The organism is Wolbachia endosymbiont (group A) of Norellia spinipes, assembly GCF_964273535.1.
The window spans coordinates 1,102,322-1,118,845 of the sequence record NZ_OZ187006.1 but is presented as its reverse complement, the minus strand read 5'-3'; the positions used below and the strand labels follow the sequence as shown (position 1 = coordinate 1,118,845).

Sequence of the window (16,524 nt, the reverse complement as noted above, 5' to 3'; positions counted from 1 at the left end):
TTTTTTAATTATCTTTATTGAATACGCATATGCAGCTAAAAGTACAAGCAATTAACTCTAAGTTTGAAAAAAAGAACAACTTAGCATTACTAGAGAGCATTGATTTAGATTTCATTCCTTATGCTTGTCATTACAATGAAGAAACTATACTAACAAAACAGGGAGAGTTGTTAAAAATAATCAAGTTAGAAGATTATTCTTCTGTTGATAATTACAGCGACCTTAGAACTGAAATTAGAAAAAGCATATCAAAAAATATTAATAGCCTATATTTTACCGTTTGGATTCATACTGTCCGAAAGCGCAATAAATTGAGCTTAAAATGGAATAAAACTGAAGACTTCTCTGATAAGCTACATTCAGCGCGGTTTGATAAACTCACTGATAGTAAATTACAGTATATAAATGAATTATATATTGTAATATTGTTTAGCGATTTTGGTAAGAATACTAATAATTCATTTTTTTTTAATAGAATAAAGAATAAGCATAAGCTGTCTTTACAAGAAAGCCACCAGGAGTTGCAAAAGATAACTGACTTAATTCACGATGATTTAGGACCTTTTGGAGCTAAAAAACTGGGTCTAAGATTTAGTGAAGGTAAAATATATTCTGAAATGATAGAATTTCTCCACTATATTGTTACATTAACGCACAAAGATTATCCAATACATGAAAGGGACCTGTCGCAATATATTAGAAATTTTAAAATAGCTTTTGGTTTCAATACGTTTCAGACAATCTTTGAAAATCAACAGAAATTTGGCTCTGTTTTCAGCATAAAGGAATACCGAGAAATCTCCTTAGGCAATATAGATAGGTGCTTGCAGCTTGAATCTGAATTTATCATTACAGAAATAATGATATTTACTAGTAATAGTAAGGCAATAAAAGAATTTAATAAACAAATTAACATGCTGCAAATTAGTGAGGATAATACCTTACTTAAAAGCTCAGGAATTGAAGAAATAATAGAGCTTGAAAAGACCTCTAGTCTAGACTTCTGCCAACAGAAAATTATTTTTACAATATTTGCAGACGATAGGAATAAGTTAGCCGAAAATATTAGTGATTTATCTTCTATAATGTCATTAATTGGCTTCATGATATTTAGAACTGATCTACATATGGAAAGTCATTTTTGGGCACAACTTCCGGGCAATTTTACCTTTATTACACAACCGAAAAATATATTAGCAAAATATGCTTGCAGTTTTGCTATGCTGCATGATTTTACGTCAGGTACATTAAAAGGAGGAAGGTGGAAAGAAGCGGTAACAGTTTTTTTCTCAAAAGAAGGAAATCCTTACTTCTTTAATTTCTATGGAAAAAGAAATAATGGCCATACTACGATACTTGGAGCTCCAAATTCAGGCAGAACTTCACTCATTAATTTCCTATTATCAGAATCAAGAAAGTTTAACCCAAGAATTGTCATATTGGATAACACTGGAAAGTCGATAATTTTTACTAAAGCAGTGAGTGGTAAATATTATATAATCGATCCGAAGTATAAGGACAAAAGCCTAAAATTTAATCCACTAAACATTGAAGATAGTGCTTCCAATCGCAATATGTTGGTTGAACTGATCAAAAGAATGGTAGCCGATACGAGCTTGGTGGACGTAGAAGAAAAGATAAGAAAAATTGTGGATTCTATATTTGCTATACCCAAGGAGTCACGTTCTATTGCGCAAATTTCTGAGGTGCTTTTGCTCCTCGGGGGTAAAATAAGTAGATGGTGTGACGGTGGTGAGTTTGCTTACTTATTTCAAGATGGTAATGAATCAGATATTGACTGGGAAACAAAAATTATATCTCTCAACACCGCAAACCTCACAAAACGAAAAGAATGTATGTCCGTGATACTTTACTATTTTTTATATTCTTTTGAGGCAAAATGTGATGGCTCGCCTGCAATACTTGTTTTGGATGAAGCATGGGAGATAAGTAATATCTTTCCTACAGAGAAAGAGTTTGATAACTGGATGCAAAGAATGACGGAACTAAATGTTGTAGTAATCCTAAGTACTGAAAACTTAAACCTCGCATTTGCTAGCAAATTTACTCAATACTTAGATAAACATGTTGATACAAGGATCTTGATGCCAAACGTCAATGCAAATAGGTTATACATGAAAGCATTTTCTTTATCGAAAGAGGAGCTGAATATAATTCTGCAGACGCCAACACAGGAAGGTTTATTTTTGATAAAGCAGTATAAAGGGTTAGTAACTTTAAATTTAGATTTAAAGAATATGCAAGAAATACATGTACTTTCAGCTAACAAAGAGACGATAAAGTATATGTACGAGGCAATAAAGGAAAAAGGAGAAGAAGTTAATGAGTGGTTACCGGTGTTTTATGAGAAGTGTAAAGCTTAATTTCTTATTGATGTTCTTTTTGATACTTGGTCTTTCGTATCAAGGATATGCTGATTGTCCGAATTTTGTAACGAGTAATACTTGGTTAGAAGCAATAGTTAGCGGAGATTGGGTAAAAGAAATTAAAGTACAAGCAATAAAAGATCAAGGAGTTGATGGCTATTTTAATCCTAAAATTAGAGTATGTGCTTATGATGGAAAAAGTTATTGTTATGACTTACAAAGCGGGGAATCCTGCCGCCAAATACATGGAACACAAAGTACAGGTGGGGGTGTTTCTGCTGCAGCTTTTATTGACTGGGGAGGGGATAAAATGCTGAATGGTGGAAAAATTCATGGACAGGTGACACGGGGTCTTGAGTGGGAATGGGCAGATGGTGTTACTGATGAGGAAAAAAGAAGATTCGCTAACTCTCCTAAAATATGCGCTTGCAGTCAAAAGGGTGCTTGTATATCAGGTATTTCTGCATGGGGTTCTAGAGTTTTTTCAGGGGAAAATATCTTTCGCCCTGGAGAAATGGAAAATGTTTGTGATACTTGCTATCAGGAAAAAGTAAAATGTGCCCCTGTGCCACTTGCACCTGGCCCCCCTCCGTTCTGTGAGCAACTTGCGATGTCACCTCCACAAGTTAGAATTGTTCCTATAACAGATGAAGACAATGATTACTTTAACCCTAAAGTTAAGGTAATCATTGGTGATCTGAAAGGAGGAGACGGAGAGATTGGAGAAAAATTAGATTTCCCTAAAGGGTATGGAGAAGATAAAGCTGAGTGGCGCTCTATTTTAGACAAAGATGGCATCACGTACTACTTCAAAACTTATAGAGAAAAAGATAAGCTCTGCGCTGAATACCTTGGAACTCAAAGTATAGATGAAAAAAATCCACAGTTCGTCCGCTGTTTCCCGGCACCACCTACTCCAGAGCCTGAAGTAGTAGAGATAGTAAAAAGTAACACGCCTGGAAAACAGAGTAACACGTTAAAGATAAGAATGAAGATGAGTGAGAACACTTGTACTTATGAAGCACGTGGAACCTACAGCAATGGTTTATGTACTTTTAATGTTAATGCTGGTTCTTCTACAAACATTGGCCCTCTATCTTTAAAGGTAGTAAAACTGAGAATAGTTAAAAAAACAACTGATAGTAATAACGAAAAAAGTTATATTGATAATATTATAGAAGGTATATTAGAAAGTAATCCGCAACAATTTAAAGTTCTGAAAGAATATGACTATGTTCCTGATATTGAAACAGAATGTAAAGAGTTTCAAGGAAATAAATGCAAATTGAACAGCTTAGGACAACCAGAAGTAGAAATAAAATATAAAGAAAATTCTAACAGTAGAATGCTTTGTCTTTCTGGATGGCAGCCAGAACCAGAAGAGTTTGTTCTTGAAAGAGAAAATAAAATAATACCACTAAAATTAATGGGAACAAAATATATTAAATACAATGCTGTTTATTCAAAGGAATCAAATCGGTTCTATTATCTTCCAAGCAAGGAAAGGGAAACAGTCGACCTCTTAAAAATAAAAAGACTTCAAGATCAGTTGGATAAAATAATATTTAATAAGCAAGGGTATGTTTTCTTCCCTGACGACAATAAACAGGAAAAGGGGAAATGCAGTTACTGTGTAAAAAGAAATGATGAGATAGACAAGGCATTTAAATCTGGTAAAGGACTGAAAGTAGTATACAAATTGACTGATGTAGAGCATAGAGAAAAATGTAATCAAGGTGATGATGGTTGCATCTGCTCTGATGGAAAATGCAGCCGTTCAAAACAATATTTGAATAAAAATGAAAATGATAAGCCATTCTACTTAAGGTATGAGGAAGTGGATTGTAAAGATAAGGATGGTAAAGTATTAAGAGATGAAAAAAATGAAGTACAAAAGTGTACACAATTAAAAGATCAACTGATTAAAGCAGATAGAACAGAGGTCTTTTACGCTGATAAATTGTGTAGGTTCGATTTAGAAGGTCTCAAAAAGAAATTAAAAGAAAAATTAAAAGAGATAATCAAGGAACAGCTGAAAAATAAGAAACCAGATCTTGAAAAAAATAATGAAAAATCCTATGATCATGAAAATAAAGATGTTTATACAGATGACTTATCAATAAAATTTGATCGTGTTGAAATAGAAGCGTGGGGAAGTGGTGAAGCAGGTCATATAAAAGATACACCTATTAACTGCGAATCTTCTGTATGTTCCACTGAAAGTAGAGCAGGAATGCCAGGCGATTATATTAAAGCTAAACTGAAAATTGACCCTAATTATCCTGTAATTAAGGTGAAAGTTACAGAGGGAGGGGGTAACCAGGAAAATAACTCCTCAGATAAGGACGGAGGAGCTATTTTTATAAAAATGTGTCGTTCAGACAAACAAGATTGCAAGCCATTAATCACTGTTGCAGGTGGAGGTATGTATAGAACATATGGTCCTGAACGTACAAGTTATCGGGACACAATAATTCATGAACCGAGTTTAGAGTTAGAAAAAACAGTCATACCAGCAAGTGCATTGAAGTCTACTGAAGATAATAAAATAACATATATAGAAGATGGTCAAGTCAAGTATGAAATAATAGAGTGTGGAAGTGGTTTGAGAAGCAGTAAACCTGGTGCAGGTGGTTGCATTTATAAAAGCAAAGAAATTTATGGTAAAGGCTCTCCAGGGTATGTGAAGATTAGACCTATTATAAAGGAATTTGACAAAGAAGAAATAAATGATGCTATTGAAAAAGTGACAAGAGATCTATATGATCTTGAAGCTATGACTGATTTTTCGACGAAGGACCTTAATGTGAATATAAGAGAGAAAGTTGAAGAGGAAATCAAAAAAGAATTGTTAAGGTAAAAAGATATAACTCTGAAAATTATGCTCTCGTTTTAATAATTAATTAAAGTAAAGCATGTAGTAAATGGTGTATCTTAACAAAAAGGTATAACGAATGTAGGAGGGTGCTTTATGTCTCTAAAGAATAAAATTTCTGAGCTAATAGAACAACAATTTAGCATTAAATACCATGACAATTATTTGGCTACCACTATACATAAGTGGGCTGCAAATGAAATATCTAATTCTATTGCTTTTTGCATAATTGGTTGTGGAAATTGCAAGATTGGATATTAAGATGTTGCAAATTCATTCAACATAACAAAAGAAGAAATTGATCAAGGTAATATTGCAAGCATAGAAAGCAAAATAAAAAGTGAAGCTGAAAAATCAGGTAGTGAGTTTCTTAAGTTGATTTCTAGAATGGATCAATCGCTAAGAGAACAAAGTGAAAAGTCTATTGTACAAATTTTAAACTCATCTGCTGAGGAGATGTTACAGAGTTTTTGTGACAGCACTATATGGCAAAATAATTCTCCAGAACCTCAAGAAGTTAGTGCAACTCCTGCTTCATCTGAAGAGTCTGCTACAGAAGGTCCGGAAACTAGTGTTAATCCAGATCCTTTATCAACCTAATCAACCCCATATATATGTTTTTTTTGTACCCATGCTTTACGTTTTGGGGTGGAAAGAAAGCACCATTCTTCGTTGCATTTTTCTATTTTCATTACAACGAACTTGTCTATTTTCATAGTAATCTTGCTGTCTACACTCTGTTTTTGATATCCATAAGTATCTTCTTTTATCATTGCGTGGTGCTTATCACTAAGCAGATTGCCTTTTATCCATCCGCAGTCTTCATCTATATCGCAGACCTTTTTCCAACTCTCAAACTCTTCTATCACTTTCAGGGGCAGATTTTTGCAAGTGTATATCCATTTTACAGGATAGTGAAACCCTGGCCCTGTTCTCATGTTGATTTTGTTTGACTTTGTTGAAACAAAGTTATTAGCAAACAAGCTATGACTAAATAATAAAAACAATAGGATAATAGTACTGAACCAAGATCCCAGTGTCACGCACTGGGATGACGTGAGGGATAGTGTAACAGACTTATTCATCATAATTCACGATTAGATTGACATAAGATAAAGAGTAAATTAAAAATTGAATAGATCTTTAAATGCAAAATCAATGCCTATAGAAATATTAATGCCTGCTCTTTCACCGACAATGAGCAAAACTGGAGGAAAAATTGTCAAGTGGCATAAAAAAGAACAAGACAAAGTTGAAGTAGGCGACGTAATTGCTGAGATAGAGACTGATAAAGCCATAATGGAGTTTGAATCTATAGATGAAGGAGTTTTAGCAAAAATTTTAGTAACAGAAGGAACAAGTGGCGTGCCTGTAAATCAACCAATAGCTTTAATGCTGGAAGAAGGAGAAGATGAAAGTGCACTTAACAACTATACTTCAACTTCCATCAATAGTGCAGTTAAAAAGGAAGTGACAAAAAGTGCTGTTGATAATCAAAAATCAGAACACCAAGATTTAAACGGAAAGCCAACAAGTCATTCTTCGGTGTCATTCCAGCGCGTGACGCTGGAATCCAGAAGAAAAGAACCAGTGTCAGCTACTCAGATGACAGAGGGTTATATAGAAGGTAGAATAAAAATAAGCCCATTAGCTAAGAAAATAGCTCAAAATGAAGGGGTTAATGTGCAGCAATTAAAAGGTACAGGACCATATGGTCGCATAATTAAGGCTGATGTGTTGGAGTCTTTAGGTAGTGGTACACGCATTGAAAGTCGTGAAAGGCCCGAGGAAGATACCATGGTTGAAGTAAGCAATATGCGCCAAGTGATAGCACAGCGCTTAACTGAATCCAAACAGAATGTTCCACATTTTTATTTAACTGTAGACTGCCAGGTTGATAAGTTAATATCGTTAAAAAACGAGATTAGCTCAGCAGATGAAAATAACAAAGTAACAATTAATGACCTAATCATAAAAGCTGCAGCTTTCAGCATGAAAAAATTTCCTGATATAAATTCTTCGTGGATAGATAATAAAATACTTAAATACTCGAATGTAGACATTTCAATCGCTGTGGCACTTGAAGATGGGCTAATTACTCCTATAGTAAAAAATGCTGATAAAAAGGGTATTTTATCTATATCAAAAGAAGTGAAAGATTTAGTAAGCAGAGCAAGATCTGGAAAATTAAGGCCAGAAGAATTTCAAGGAGGTGGGTTTACTATTTCCAATTTAGGAATGTTTGGTATAAAAGCCTTCAGTGCTATAATCAATCCGCCGCAATCTTGCATTATGGCAGTTGGTGCATCCAAAAAACAACCAATTGTTATGAATGAGAAAATAGAGATAGCAGAAATAATGACAGTAACACTTTCTGTTGACCATAGAGCAGTTGATGGAGCATTAGGAGCAAAATTTTTAAATGCCTTTAAGCATTATATAGAGAGTCCTCTGGCGATGCTTATTTGAAACCTATTAGCATCGTTATTACAAAATTAATACCTCTAAGTTTATAATTCTACTAGTTAATAGGCTTAGAGGTAAAAAAATGAATACTACAGTAGAAAAAAATAATCCAAAAATTTTTCCTAAAAATGAAGGAAAGATTAACTCAAAAGGCATGGTTGCCCCACCGGTACCACCAAGAGCACCAGAGACCAAGTTATCGTCGCAGAATGAGTTAGAAAAAATAGTAAAGCTTAAGAAAGTTGCTCCACCTGTTCCTCCGAAATCTTCCCAAGCTAAATTTGCTGGAATAAAAGCGATTTTTGAGCGAAATGCATCTCATTCCCAAGCAAATGATAGTAATAAAACAGTAAGTAGCAATCTTGGAAGAACATTTGGCCCAACAATGCAAAAACTCATGAAAGACAATATTCATAGCACTTCTAACAAACAACGCCGTGATTCAGGGGATAGTGGTATCAGTGATGTTAGTAGCAGTACTCTTGATAAAAAAGCTAAAGCTTACAATCCACTTGATTGGAATCCAATCTATCAAGGTAAAAAGCGCTTTAGCTTAGACAATATGTCGAGTAATTCGTCTTCATGTAGTGAAAAAAGCAATATTTCAGATATAAGCGATAAGTCTAATAATTCAAACATTTTCAGATGTAATATTACTAGGAGTAACAGTAAGGAAGACCTTCGTAAACCTGATGCTTCACATAATGACAAATCTGCAGGTAAAAAATTATCTAATGTCAACGTAAGCGAATTAATCAGAAAGTTTGAACAAGGTAATAACATAGTAAAGGGGCGTTAATCAAATATTACCCTATCTTTGTATATGCAAAGGTAGGGTATCTTTTCAAAATATTATATCCTTTATAGCTTTGTTAATTTTCGATTCCTTCTCTGCAAAAGCAGCTTCTAGAGAGGTTTTAAGTTTTTCCCATTCCTCTTGACCATTTAGAATTAAAGATTTATATTCATTTTCAATTTTTTCCAATGCTCTTTGACATGAGGAATCTAACTCCTCATACAAATCAGTATTTACTGATTGCAGTATTACCAAAAACGAAAACAAATTTGGAGCAGGTAATTCTTCTCTTGTGTAATTCAGAAGACACAGCTTTATTTTTTTTACGCAGTATTCTATTGTTTTTAACGATAGTAAAAGGCTTTCTGCATAAAATATAAAACTATCTACAATCAAATTTTTTGACTTTTTCGGTAATTTAATATTTTCAAATAGTTCTTTTGTAAATTTTTCTATCGGTTGCTTCGGTAAATGTAAAGAGAGATCAGTAAAAGATTTTAGGTCAAAATTTGGTCCAAGTATCGTGCTAATGGCTTTATGCACATTGCTCTTATCTTTACTTACAGAAATAATGAAAACCAGCCCCTCCACATCAAGCATATACTTTATAGATTCCAAAAAATCGACAACGAATTTAGGGCGGCACACATCAAGATTATCCACCATTATATAAATGTTTTTGTCTTTTCTAATTCTATTAACTACTTTTGCCAATTGTGTTTTAAAATCCTTAATGTTTTCTTCTCTTCTTTGAAGAGTATTCAACTCTCTCAGTACAGAACCAATATCTTTCCTATCAGCCTCTTTTGTAGCGTCAAGCAATACGGAAAGCATAGCAAGTGGAGATTTACTGATCAGCTTTCCTAGTGTGTTTAGAGAAAATAGTTCTTGGTTTATGTTCTTGAACTGTTGTATAACGCTTCTTTTTACTTCATACGATGCAAATAAATCTTCAAATAGAAAATTTAAAAAAGAAGGAAGTGGTTGATCCAGTGCATTGATATCCCATGCGTTATAGTAAGCTGCAATTTCATTTTGCTGTTTTAACTCTTTTACCCACTCTTTCAGAAAAAACGTCTTACCCCATCCGTCATATCCTTCTAAAGATATTATTGTAAAAAACTGATCAATCGTTTTAATTATAGTGTTGAATTTGCCTGAAAATTGCTTATAGTTTAGACGGTCATTTTCCCAAGCCGCCACTTGAAGTGGTGGCGCTGTTTCTTTCTTCTTGAACGTTATTAACGATGCAAGTTTTTTTAAGCACATACCTTATTTTATATTTAACTCATATTCTTGTCTTGAAGTGAGGGCTGCTTTTAACGTTCCTTCATCTAGATAGTCAATTTCTCCGCCCATTGGTATGCCGCAAGCAAGACGTGATATTTTCACATCCAAATTTTTTAGCAATTCAATTATATATTGTGCAGTAACTTGACCCTCTAATGTCGGATTAATTGCAATAATTATCTCTTCAACTTTAGATTTTGTCACTCTTTCCAGAATAGTATCAAGGTTAAGTTCTTTTGGACCTATGCCGTTTATTGCAGACAATCTGCCCCCCAAAACATGGTATAAACCTGAATATATATTTCCTTTTTCAAACGCCCATAGATCACCCAATTCTTCTACTACACACAGTAACTTAGTGTCACGTTTTGGGTTAGTACAAATAGAACAAGGTGATTTAGTATCTAGATTTCCGCAAATCTCACATTCTACTATAAGATCTGCTAGCTCTTTAATCAAAGATACAAGTGGTAGCATAACTTTCTCTTTGTTTTGGAGTAAATGTATAACCAACCTGCGTGATGATGATGGTCCTAAACTTGGCAATTTAGAAAAAGCATGAACTAGATTCTTTATGTTAATGTTCATTCAATAAATTCAGAATAGTTCATCAAATGGTAACATCAAACCCTTTGTAAAGAAAGTGGTAAGTTTCTCTTGATCCCACTTTGATTAGCTATAGAAAAAATTTTTTACTCTAATGCAAAAAATTACTTCCGCACACTTAAAGCCTGATTATAATAGACTTCTTGCATAACCCAAACTAAGTAGAAAAAAGGTATAGCTGACCCAAGCGAGACGTCATACCGCCGCAGTATCTCCAGATCCCGCTAACAAGTAGCGGGATGACTACCCCTACAACAATATTGCAAGTATTGATTTTTCTCCCCATGAGAAGAGTCTGGAAGCTCTTTCACTCTAAACACGATGTTCACATCCTCAAAATTAATCTCAATTCGCTTAACTAATGTTCTAATAATATCACGTTTAGTTAGCCAGTCTGCATTATCAAGACTTGAGTTAATACTAGAGGAAAATCCCTCTAAATTTGTTACTACTAGAGTGAACTCTTGTGTGAGTTTTTTCTGATCAAATGTTTTTTTCTTTTGTTCTTCAACCATTTTTAAGTTTTGTTTCATTGCTTTAATTCTTGGCTCAAATTCTTCTTGATCAATATATTCTTGAGCATCACTATCAATTAACCTTGCAATACCACGTTTTAATTTATCTTCTTGTGCTTCAAGCAAAGCGCTTTTTTGATCTAGTGGTAAGTTCTGAAAGTCTTCGTTTATACTCCTCTAATATTCTATTCGGATTTTTTAATAGATGCTTTACTTCTTCCCACACAGCTATGTCTAATGTATCTGTACGAATTAATTTGTTGTTACACATTTTATTACCACCAAAACGGCGTGCCAATACAACGATAATACACCTGATTATTAGTTTTTTTCCCTCCTTATTCCTTGCAGTGCTAGTACCATAATATGCATAATTACAAAGCTTACATACTACTAAACCTTGCAATAAATATCTTGCTCCTCTTTGTCTTGTTCTTGCTATTTTTCTATTCTCTGCTAATTGTTCTTGAACTATATCAAATAAATCTTCGTTTACTATACTAGGTACTTTAATATAAATCCAATCCTCTTTTGGAACAGGATAAGTAGAATAATTATCTTTTGGTTGCTCGCAGGAGTTTTTTTTGGTCTTATATGTTTTAATTTTACGCCTAACCTTGTTTTACCAAAAGCTGCTTGTCCTCTATAAGCAGAGTTTTTTAACATACTCAAAACTACAGCCCTATCCCAATATTCTTTTCCTGTTCGCGTCATAACGGACATAGCACTTAGCCCACGACATACTTCTCCTATACTCGCTCTTTCTCTTCCTACCCAAAAAAATACTTTACGCACAACTTCAGCTTCTTCTTCATAAATTTCAAATAAGGCTTGTCCTGTCTCTGTATTTTTATTTATATAATGATAGCCATAAGGAGCAGCTCTCATTACACTTATATAACCCTTATTGGCTGCATAAATCTTTCCTCGGCAGCTTCCTTCCATGATTTTTGCACGTTCATATTCTGCTATCATACCTTGCATTTGTAATAGTAATTGAGATTCTGGATTATCGCTAATTAAAAAAAATGACTTCTACTCCTAGTTTCTTGAACTCTTCAAGTAATACCATCTGATATGCATACTTGCGAGATAAACGATCAGGAGAATGAATATAAACCTTATCAATGCTACCTTCTGCTATTTTATCACGTAATTTTTCTAAACCAGGACGGATTATATTAGAACCATTATCAATAAATTTATATTCATTTAATAATTTATGTCCGTCCATACTAATTTGATTCTCTATAGCAGCAATTTGACTTGCTATTGTACCTTCTTGTGCTTGTCTCCCTGAAGAAACTCTTGCATATAATCTAACTGTTACCATTTAACCCTCCTTAAATCTACTTTCTTACATTCAGAGTTTTCTTCCTTTTTGCTCACTTTTATTGGTTTACTTAACACTAATTTTTCATATGCATCTAATAGATACAACTCTGCTAATCTATTCACTTCATAACTACAACGAATACAAACTATTAATTTCTTGTTGCCCATTAGCTCTCCCATTTATTATTCATCGAGACATATGGTTATTTGATCACTAGCTCTATAAATAAATTCAACTCTCTGTTCTTTTTGTAGAAGCTTTCGGGAAATAGTTTTCTCAAGTTTCAGATTTCTTCCAATATTGTTGGCGGAGTCCCTACGTCATACCGCCGCGGTATCTCTTAGCCGCTAACAAGTAGCGGGATGACGATTCTTCAAATCGTCAAGGTGTCATCCCAGTGCCCTGACTACTTGGATCCAGAAAACTTAACTTTAAATAAGTGGCTGCATAATAAAGACTAGATTCCAGCGTCACGCGCTGGAATGACACCATTTTCGGTCTCTTAAGTTGCTTTAGCTACAAACATTAAGAAATTTACCAAATAAAAAAAAAGGCAAAGAACTCCCGTGGTGCGAGTTTTGACTCTATATTACTGTAAGTGGCGCTGTAATAATGTGCTAACGCTTAAAATAAGTGCGATTTGGCTGAATGTAGAAAAAATAAAAAAGACATGCAGCCGCTATAATTTTATGTAATCCGCCAATAAATACCCTGAGTTTTTTACTGAATTTTGTCATTGAGCCTGCAGGTCAAAAACAAGTTTTGAGTCATAAATACCCTTATTATCATAATAAGGGGACTGGCGAAACTTGTAAAGTAATTTTTTGCAATATCAGGGGATAATTTCGACCATAAACCCCTACCAATAAATTTTAACAAAAATACTTTAGTGCATTTTCAAATATAAGCATTCCATCACCATATTTTGGCACAGCAATACCTAAACGCTTGCTCTTTTCTTTTTCAAGAGGCCAATTATCTTGCTGAGTAAAAAATATTCCCCTCTCTGTATGGGGCATTAAAGCTAGCACTCTTCCACTTTTATCTGATAAAGCTGCTAGGTCGTATGTAGATCCGTTCGGATTGTAAGGAAATTGTAGGTTAGCATAGTTGCCATTTTCATCAATGTAACGTAATGCGGTGGAATTGCTCTCAATCAATTGGTTCAAAATATCTTGATCCATAAAAAATTTGCCTTCCCCATGAGCAATAGGGAGATATAGTTCACTCAGGCCCCGTAGCCAAACAGAATTACTCTGCGGATTAACTCCCACTCTAATCCAACGGCATTGATAATTGCCTATATCATTATGGATTAAAGCTAGACTAGAGAACTCTGGAATTAATTTTACTAATATCTGACAACCATTACATATTCCTATAATCAGCTTGTCCTGAGATAAAAACTCTTGAAACTCATCCAACAAGTTGTTTTTAATACGTAAAGCAAACGCATTACCAGCACCAGTGTTATCACCATAGGAAAAACCTCCTGGAATTGCAAGTATATTGCTTAATTTCAGTTCACTTGGATTATCTATGATATCATTAATGTGAACGATTTTTATTTCAATATTACTAATACCAAGTTTTCTGCTGCATTCCATAAATGCAAATGCGGTTTCTTTTTCGCAATTTAAGCCATAACCAGATAGGACTGTGATTTTCATGAATTGCTAAAAATTAAAAAATTCGAATTTCTTTTTTACAAAATTTGCTACTAAATTTAACGCAAATAACACCAATAATAAAGCTATAATTGCAATAGCAGCAAGTTCAATAAATGCAATTTCAGGACTACTTGACCATATGTATATTTGCACAGGCAGAACAGTCGCCGGATCGAAAAAGGACGTAGGTGTATCAGCAATAAATGCCACCATACCTATCATAAGTAAAGGGGAAGATTCACCTAAAATCCTTGCAATTGCAAGCACAGTACCATGTATTATTCTTGGTAACGCAATCGGTAAAGAGTGATCTAATATCACCTTGATGTGAGGCGCACCGAGCGCAAACGCTGCATCTTTTATCGTAATAGGAACATTCGCAAAGGCATTTTTTGTTGCAATTATAATATTAGGTAACATCATAAATGAAAGAGTCATTCCACCAACAAGTGGTGAAGAGCGCGGTAGCCCAAATATGCCAAGATAGAGAGTTAAGCCCACTACACCAAATATTATTGAAGGCACTGCAGCAAGATTATTCATGCTAATTTCTACAATATTAGTCATTAGCCTATTTTTAGGCATAAATTCGTAAAGACAGATGCCCGACATAATTCCTATTGGTAATGCTAATGCTATGCACACTATAATTGTCATTAATGAACCGATAAATGCCCCTAAAATCCCTGCATTCTCAGGTTCACGAGAGTCAGATTTAAGGAATAAAGACTTATTAAAAAATTTTTTCACTCTCCTCTTTTCTTTTAGCCAATCAAGTAATTTAGCATAACGATCATTCAAATGTTTATCTTTATTTATTGAATTAATTATACTTGACGCGGTAAACCAGATCTCATATTCACCACTATCTTTTACTTTCTTACGAAAAAATTTCTCTAGTTCTTTGTAAGAATTACGACTTAAAATTTCGTCACTGTCTTTAAAATCAGTTCCTTTAAACACCTTACGTAAAGAATCGTTGAGTAAGCCAATGGACTTATACCGCAAATCACTAGGATTATTTGTTAAAGTAAGATCAGCACTTATTTCAATTGGCAATAAAATTTTCGTTACTGTTAAGGCACTGTAAGAGTTAACTAATATACTCAACAATATACACACAGGACAGCCAAGTGAGATAACTAGTGCCGTGAAAGAGCAAAAGCGTAACGCTCTGTTCTTTTTATTTTTCCTTTTTATACGAGCATGTACACGCCTTGACTGAAGTAATTTAAGGGATTTTTTCTTTATACTCATTTATTTTCCCTGGATCCTATCGTCAAGCCCACAGCTGTACAAACGTCCAGTTTAATAAACGTTGATGTCATTCCAGTGCTTGACACTGGAATCCAGTTATAAAAATATTTACAAATCAGGCAATTGGTAACAGACTCCATGCTAAAAATAACATCCATGATATAGAATAAGGTAGATCCCAGTATCAGCTACTTGGATGACACTGGGGAAGTGCTGGGATGACACAATTGACATCACTCCCTATTGTATCTACTTAGATTTCTTTTTAACATAAGTAGTATGCTCTTTGATCCTTGCAGCTTTTCCAAATAGTTTGCATAGATAATACAGTTTTGCTCTACGAACCTTTCCTTTTCTTGTCACTTGCACTGAAACCAGTGCAGGAGAATAAACAAAAAATTGAGACACTATACTTTCTCCATGGCTCACTTTTCTGACTGCAAAAGAAGAATGCAACCCGCGGTTCCTTTTTGATATACATACACCTCTAAATATCTGTATACGTTCACTTGCACCGTCAACTACTTTAAAAGTGACCTTCAAATCATCACCAGGACGAAATTCTGGTATTTCTTTAGCTAACACTTGCATTTGCTGTTCGTTAAATTTTTTAAGTAAATTTGTCATTTATCTCTCCATTCAATAATTCAGGCCTACGCTTTTTTGTTATAACATGAGACTGCTTCTGCCTCCAATCACTTATTTTTTTGTGATTGCCAGATAACAAAACCTCAGGTACTTTATATCCCTTCCACTGCTCAGGTCTAGTATATTGAGGATATTCAAGCATACCACCATCATAACTAAAACTTTCTTCAATAATACTATCGGAATTATTTACTACACCTGGAAGAAGTCTAATGCATGCATCGAGAACCACCATCGCAGCTGGCTCACCTCCTGAAAGTATATAATCTCCGATACTTAATTCATAAGGAGTATACGCATCAATTATCCTTTGGTCAATACCTTCAAATCGACCACACAATATTGTTATATGAGGAAACTCTAATAATTCTCTGGCAATATTCTGATTAAACTTAGTTCCAGATGGAGTCATGTAAATAAACTTAGTGTTTTTATGAACAGAGAGCATACTATCTACTGCATCACCAACTACATCAGAACGCATAACCATTCCTGCTCCACCTCCATATGGAACATCATCCACAGTTGAATGTTTATCTTTCGCAAAAGAACGAATATTTATTACTTCAAGGTTCCATATTTTTTTTTCTAACGCTTTTCCGGCAAGAGAATAGTTCAAAAACCCAGGGAACATTTCTGGAAATATGGTTAATATTGTAACATTGAATGCCATTAAGG

18 protein-coding genes are annotated in these 16,524 nt (G+C 34.3%); 6 read left to right on the top strand and 12 right to left on the bottom strand.

The window, feature by feature from the left end:
* The first annotated feature begins 29 nt into the window (after positions 1 to 29).
* From ACFZP3_RS05440 to ACFZP3_RS05425, 4 genes are all read left to right on the top strand, one after another.
* On the top strand, positions 30 to 2,384 hold the full coding sequence (locus ACFZP3_RS05440) for a type VI secretion protein (protein ID WP_386087000.1): 2,355 nt from the start codon (positions 30 to 32) through the stop codon (positions 2,382 to 2,384).
* Positions 2,365 to 5,247, top strand: a complete 2,883-nt coding sequence (locus ACFZP3_RS05435; protein WP_386086999.1) for a hypothetical protein — start codon at positions 2,365 to 2,367, stop codon at positions 5,245 to 5,247. Before ACFZP3_RS05440 ends, ACFZP3_RS05435 begins: the two co-directional genes overlap by 20 nt.
* Before the next feature lie 111 nt (positions 5,248 to 5,358).
* The gene (locus ACFZP3_RS05430; RefSeq protein WP_265016560.1) at positions 5,359 to 5,523 is read left to right on the top strand and encodes a hypothetical protein; all 165 of its coding nucleotides are present in this window, start codon (positions 5,359 to 5,361) and stop codon (positions 5,521 to 5,523) included.
* A 126-nt stretch (positions 5,524 to 5,649) separates the two neighbouring features.
* Positions 5,650 to 5,862: a hypothetical protein gene (locus ACFZP3_RS05425; RefSeq protein ID WP_253307210.1), complete on the top strand. Its 213-nt coding sequence runs from the start codon at positions 5,650 to 5,652 to the stop codon at positions 5,860 to 5,862.
* Here ACFZP3_RS05425 and ACFZP3_RS05420 read toward each other — a convergent pair.
* Positions 5,859 to 6,350 carry an SH3 domain-containing protein gene (locus ACFZP3_RS05420; protein WP_264687854.1) on the bottom strand — a complete coding sequence of 164 codons (492 nt, stop codon included), beginning with the start codon at positions 6,348 to 6,350 and terminating at the stop codon, positions 5,859 to 5,861. The genes ACFZP3_RS05425 and ACFZP3_RS05420 overlap by 4 nt on opposite strands.
* Positions 6,351 to 6,420: 70 nt before the next feature.
* Between ACFZP3_RS05420 and ACFZP3_RS05415 the strand changes: the two genes are divergently transcribed.
* Together ACFZP3_RS05415 and ACFZP3_RS05410 are read left to right on the top strand one after the other, a co-directional pair.
* Positions 6,421 to 7,731: a pyruvate dehydrogenase complex dihydrolipoamide acetyltransferase gene (locus ACFZP3_RS05415; RefSeq protein ID WP_386087120.1), complete on the top strand. Its 1,311-nt coding sequence runs from the start codon at positions 6,421 to 6,423 to the stop codon at positions 7,729 to 7,731.
* A 79-nt stretch (positions 7,732 to 7,810) separates the two neighbouring features.
* A complete protein-coding gene (locus ACFZP3_RS05410) occupies positions 7,811 to 8,527 on the top strand; it encodes a hypothetical protein (RefSeq protein WP_386086998.1) in 717 nt (238 codons plus the stop codon).
* A gap of 45 nt (positions 8,528 to 8,572) precedes the next feature.
* Here the strand turns inward: ACFZP3_RS05410 and ACFZP3_RS05405 are convergent, their stop codons facing one another.
* The 11 genes from ACFZP3_RS05405 to trmD all read right to left on the bottom strand — a co-directional run bounded on the left by ACFZP3_RS05405 (position 8,573) and on the right by trmD (position 16,519).
* Positions 8,573 to 9,793, bottom strand: coding sequence for a P-loop NTPase fold protein (locus ACFZP3_RS05405; RefSeq protein WP_253307213.1), 1,221 nt, complete (start codon positions 9,791 to 9,793; stop codon positions 8,573 to 8,575).
* Positions 9,794 to 9,796: 3 nt separating this feature from the next.
* Positions 9,797 to 10,396, bottom strand: a complete 600-nt coding sequence (gene recR, locus ACFZP3_RS05400; protein ID WP_253310001.1) for a recombination mediator RecR — start codon at positions 10,394 to 10,396, stop codon at positions 9,797 to 9,799.
* A 248-nt stretch (positions 10,397 to 10,644) separates the two neighbouring features.
* Positions 10,645 to 11,061 carry a hypothetical protein gene (locus ACFZP3_RS05395; RefSeq protein ID WP_386086997.1) on the bottom strand — a complete coding sequence of 139 codons (417 nt, stop codon included), beginning with the start codon at positions 11,059 to 11,061 and terminating at the stop codon, positions 10,645 to 10,647.
* Entirely contained in the window at positions 11,054 to 11,341 is a 288-nt protein-coding gene (locus ACFZP3_RS05390; RefSeq protein WP_253307215.1) for a zinc ribbon domain-containing protein, read from the bottom strand. The genes ACFZP3_RS05395 and ACFZP3_RS05390 overlap by 8 nt, the downstream gene beginning before the upstream one ends.
* A gap of 89 nt (positions 11,342 to 11,430) precedes the next feature.
* A complete protein-coding gene (locus ACFZP3_RS05385) occupies positions 11,431 to 11,919 on the bottom strand; it encodes a recombinase family protein (RefSeq protein WP_264328685.1) in 489 nt (162 codons plus the stop codon).
* 31 nt (positions 11,920 to 11,950) lie between these two features.
* Complete coding sequence (locus ACFZP3_RS05380) at positions 11,951 to 12,268, bottom strand: recombinase family protein (RefSeq protein ID WP_264687852.1); 318 nt, start codon at positions 12,266 to 12,268, stop codon at positions 11,951 to 11,953.
* Entirely contained in the window at positions 12,262 to 12,438 is a 177-nt protein-coding gene (locus ACFZP3_RS05375) for a hypothetical protein (RefSeq protein ID WP_264687851.1), read from the bottom strand. Before ACFZP3_RS05375 ends, ACFZP3_RS05380 begins: the two co-directional genes overlap by 7 nt.
* 705 nt (positions 12,439 to 13,143) lie before the next feature.
* Complete coding sequence (locus tag ACFZP3_RS05370) at positions 13,144 to 13,941, bottom strand: phosphoribosylformylglycinamidine synthase subunit PurQ (protein ID WP_386086996.1); 798 nt, start codon at positions 13,939 to 13,941, stop codon at positions 13,144 to 13,146.
* Between the two features lie 6 nt (positions 13,942 to 13,947).
* Entirely contained in the window at positions 13,948 to 15,198 is a 1,251-nt protein-coding gene (pstA, locus tag ACFZP3_RS05365; RefSeq protein WP_386086995.1) for a phosphate ABC transporter permease PstA, read from the bottom strand.
* 249 nt (positions 15,199 to 15,447) lie between these two features.
* The gene (rplS, locus tag ACFZP3_RS05360; protein ID WP_386086994.1) at positions 15,448 to 15,825 is read right to left on the bottom strand and encodes a 50S ribosomal protein L19; all 378 of its coding nucleotides are present in this window, start codon (positions 15,823 to 15,825) and stop codon (positions 15,448 to 15,450) included.
* On the bottom strand, positions 15,809 to 16,519 hold the full coding sequence (trmD, locus tag ACFZP3_RS05355) for a tRNA (guanosine(37)-N1)-methyltransferase TrmD (RefSeq protein ID WP_264328690.1): 711 nt from the start codon (positions 16,517 to 16,519) through the stop codon (positions 15,809 to 15,811). Before trmD ends, rplS begins: the two co-directional genes overlap by 17 nt.
* Positions 16,520 to 16,524 lie beyond the last annotated feature (5 nt).

Coding starts and splice junctions, on each gene's coding strand:
- ACFZP3_RS05415 (WP_386087120.1), top strand. CDS start 6,421: ATGCCTATAGAAATATTAATGCCTGCTCTTTCACCGACAATGAGCAAA.
- rplS (WP_386086994.1), bottom strand. CDS start 15,825: ATGACAAATTTACTTAAAAAATTTAACGAACAGCAAATGCAAGTGTTA.
- ACFZP3_RS05380 (WP_264687852.1), bottom strand. CDS start 12,268: ATGGTAACAGTTAGATTATATGCAAGAGTTTCTTCAGGGAGACAAGCA.
- ACFZP3_RS05425 (WP_253307210.1), top strand. CDS start 5,650: ATGGATCAATCGCTAAGAGAACAAAGTGAAAAGTCTATTGTACAAATT.
- trmD (WP_264328690.1), bottom strand. CDS start 16,519: ATGGCATTCAATGTTACAATATTAACCATATTTCCAGAAATGTTCCCT.
- pstA (WP_386086995.1), bottom strand. CDS start 15,198: ATGAGTATAAAGAAAAAATCCCTTAAATTACTTCAGTCAAGGCGTGTA.
- ACFZP3_RS05375 (WP_264687851.1), bottom strand. CDS start 12,438: ATGGGCAACAAGAAATTAATAGTTTGTATTCGTTGTAGTTATGAAGTG.
- ACFZP3_RS05420 (WP_264687854.1), bottom strand. CDS start 6,350: ATGATGAATAAGTCTGTTACACTATCCCTCACGTCATCCCAGTGCGTG.
- ACFZP3_RS05385 (WP_264328685.1), bottom strand. CDS start 11,919: ATGCAAGGTATGATAGCAGAATATGAACGTGCAAAAATCATGGAAGGA.
- ACFZP3_RS05430 (WP_265016560.1), top strand. CDS start 5,359: ATGTCTCTAAAGAATAAAATTTCTGAGCTAATAGAACAACAATTTAGC.
- ACFZP3_RS05435 (WP_386086999.1), top strand. CDS start 2,365: ATGAGAAGTGTAAAGCTTAATTTCTTATTGATGTTCTTTTTGATACTT.
- ACFZP3_RS05440 (WP_386087000.1), top strand. CDS start 30: ATGCAGCTAAAAGTACAAGCAATTAACTCTAAGTTTGAAAAAAAGAAC.
- ACFZP3_RS05370 (WP_386086996.1), bottom strand. CDS start 13,941: ATGAAAATCACAGTCCTATCTGGTTATGGCTTAAATTGCGAAAAAGAA.
- ACFZP3_RS05410 (WP_386086998.1), top strand. CDS start 7,811: ATGAATACTACAGTAGAAAAAAATAATCCAAAAATTTTTCCTAAAAAT.
- ACFZP3_RS05405 (WP_253307213.1), bottom strand. CDS start 9,793: ATGTGCTTAAAAAAACTTGCATCGTTAATAACGTTCAAGAAGAAAGAA.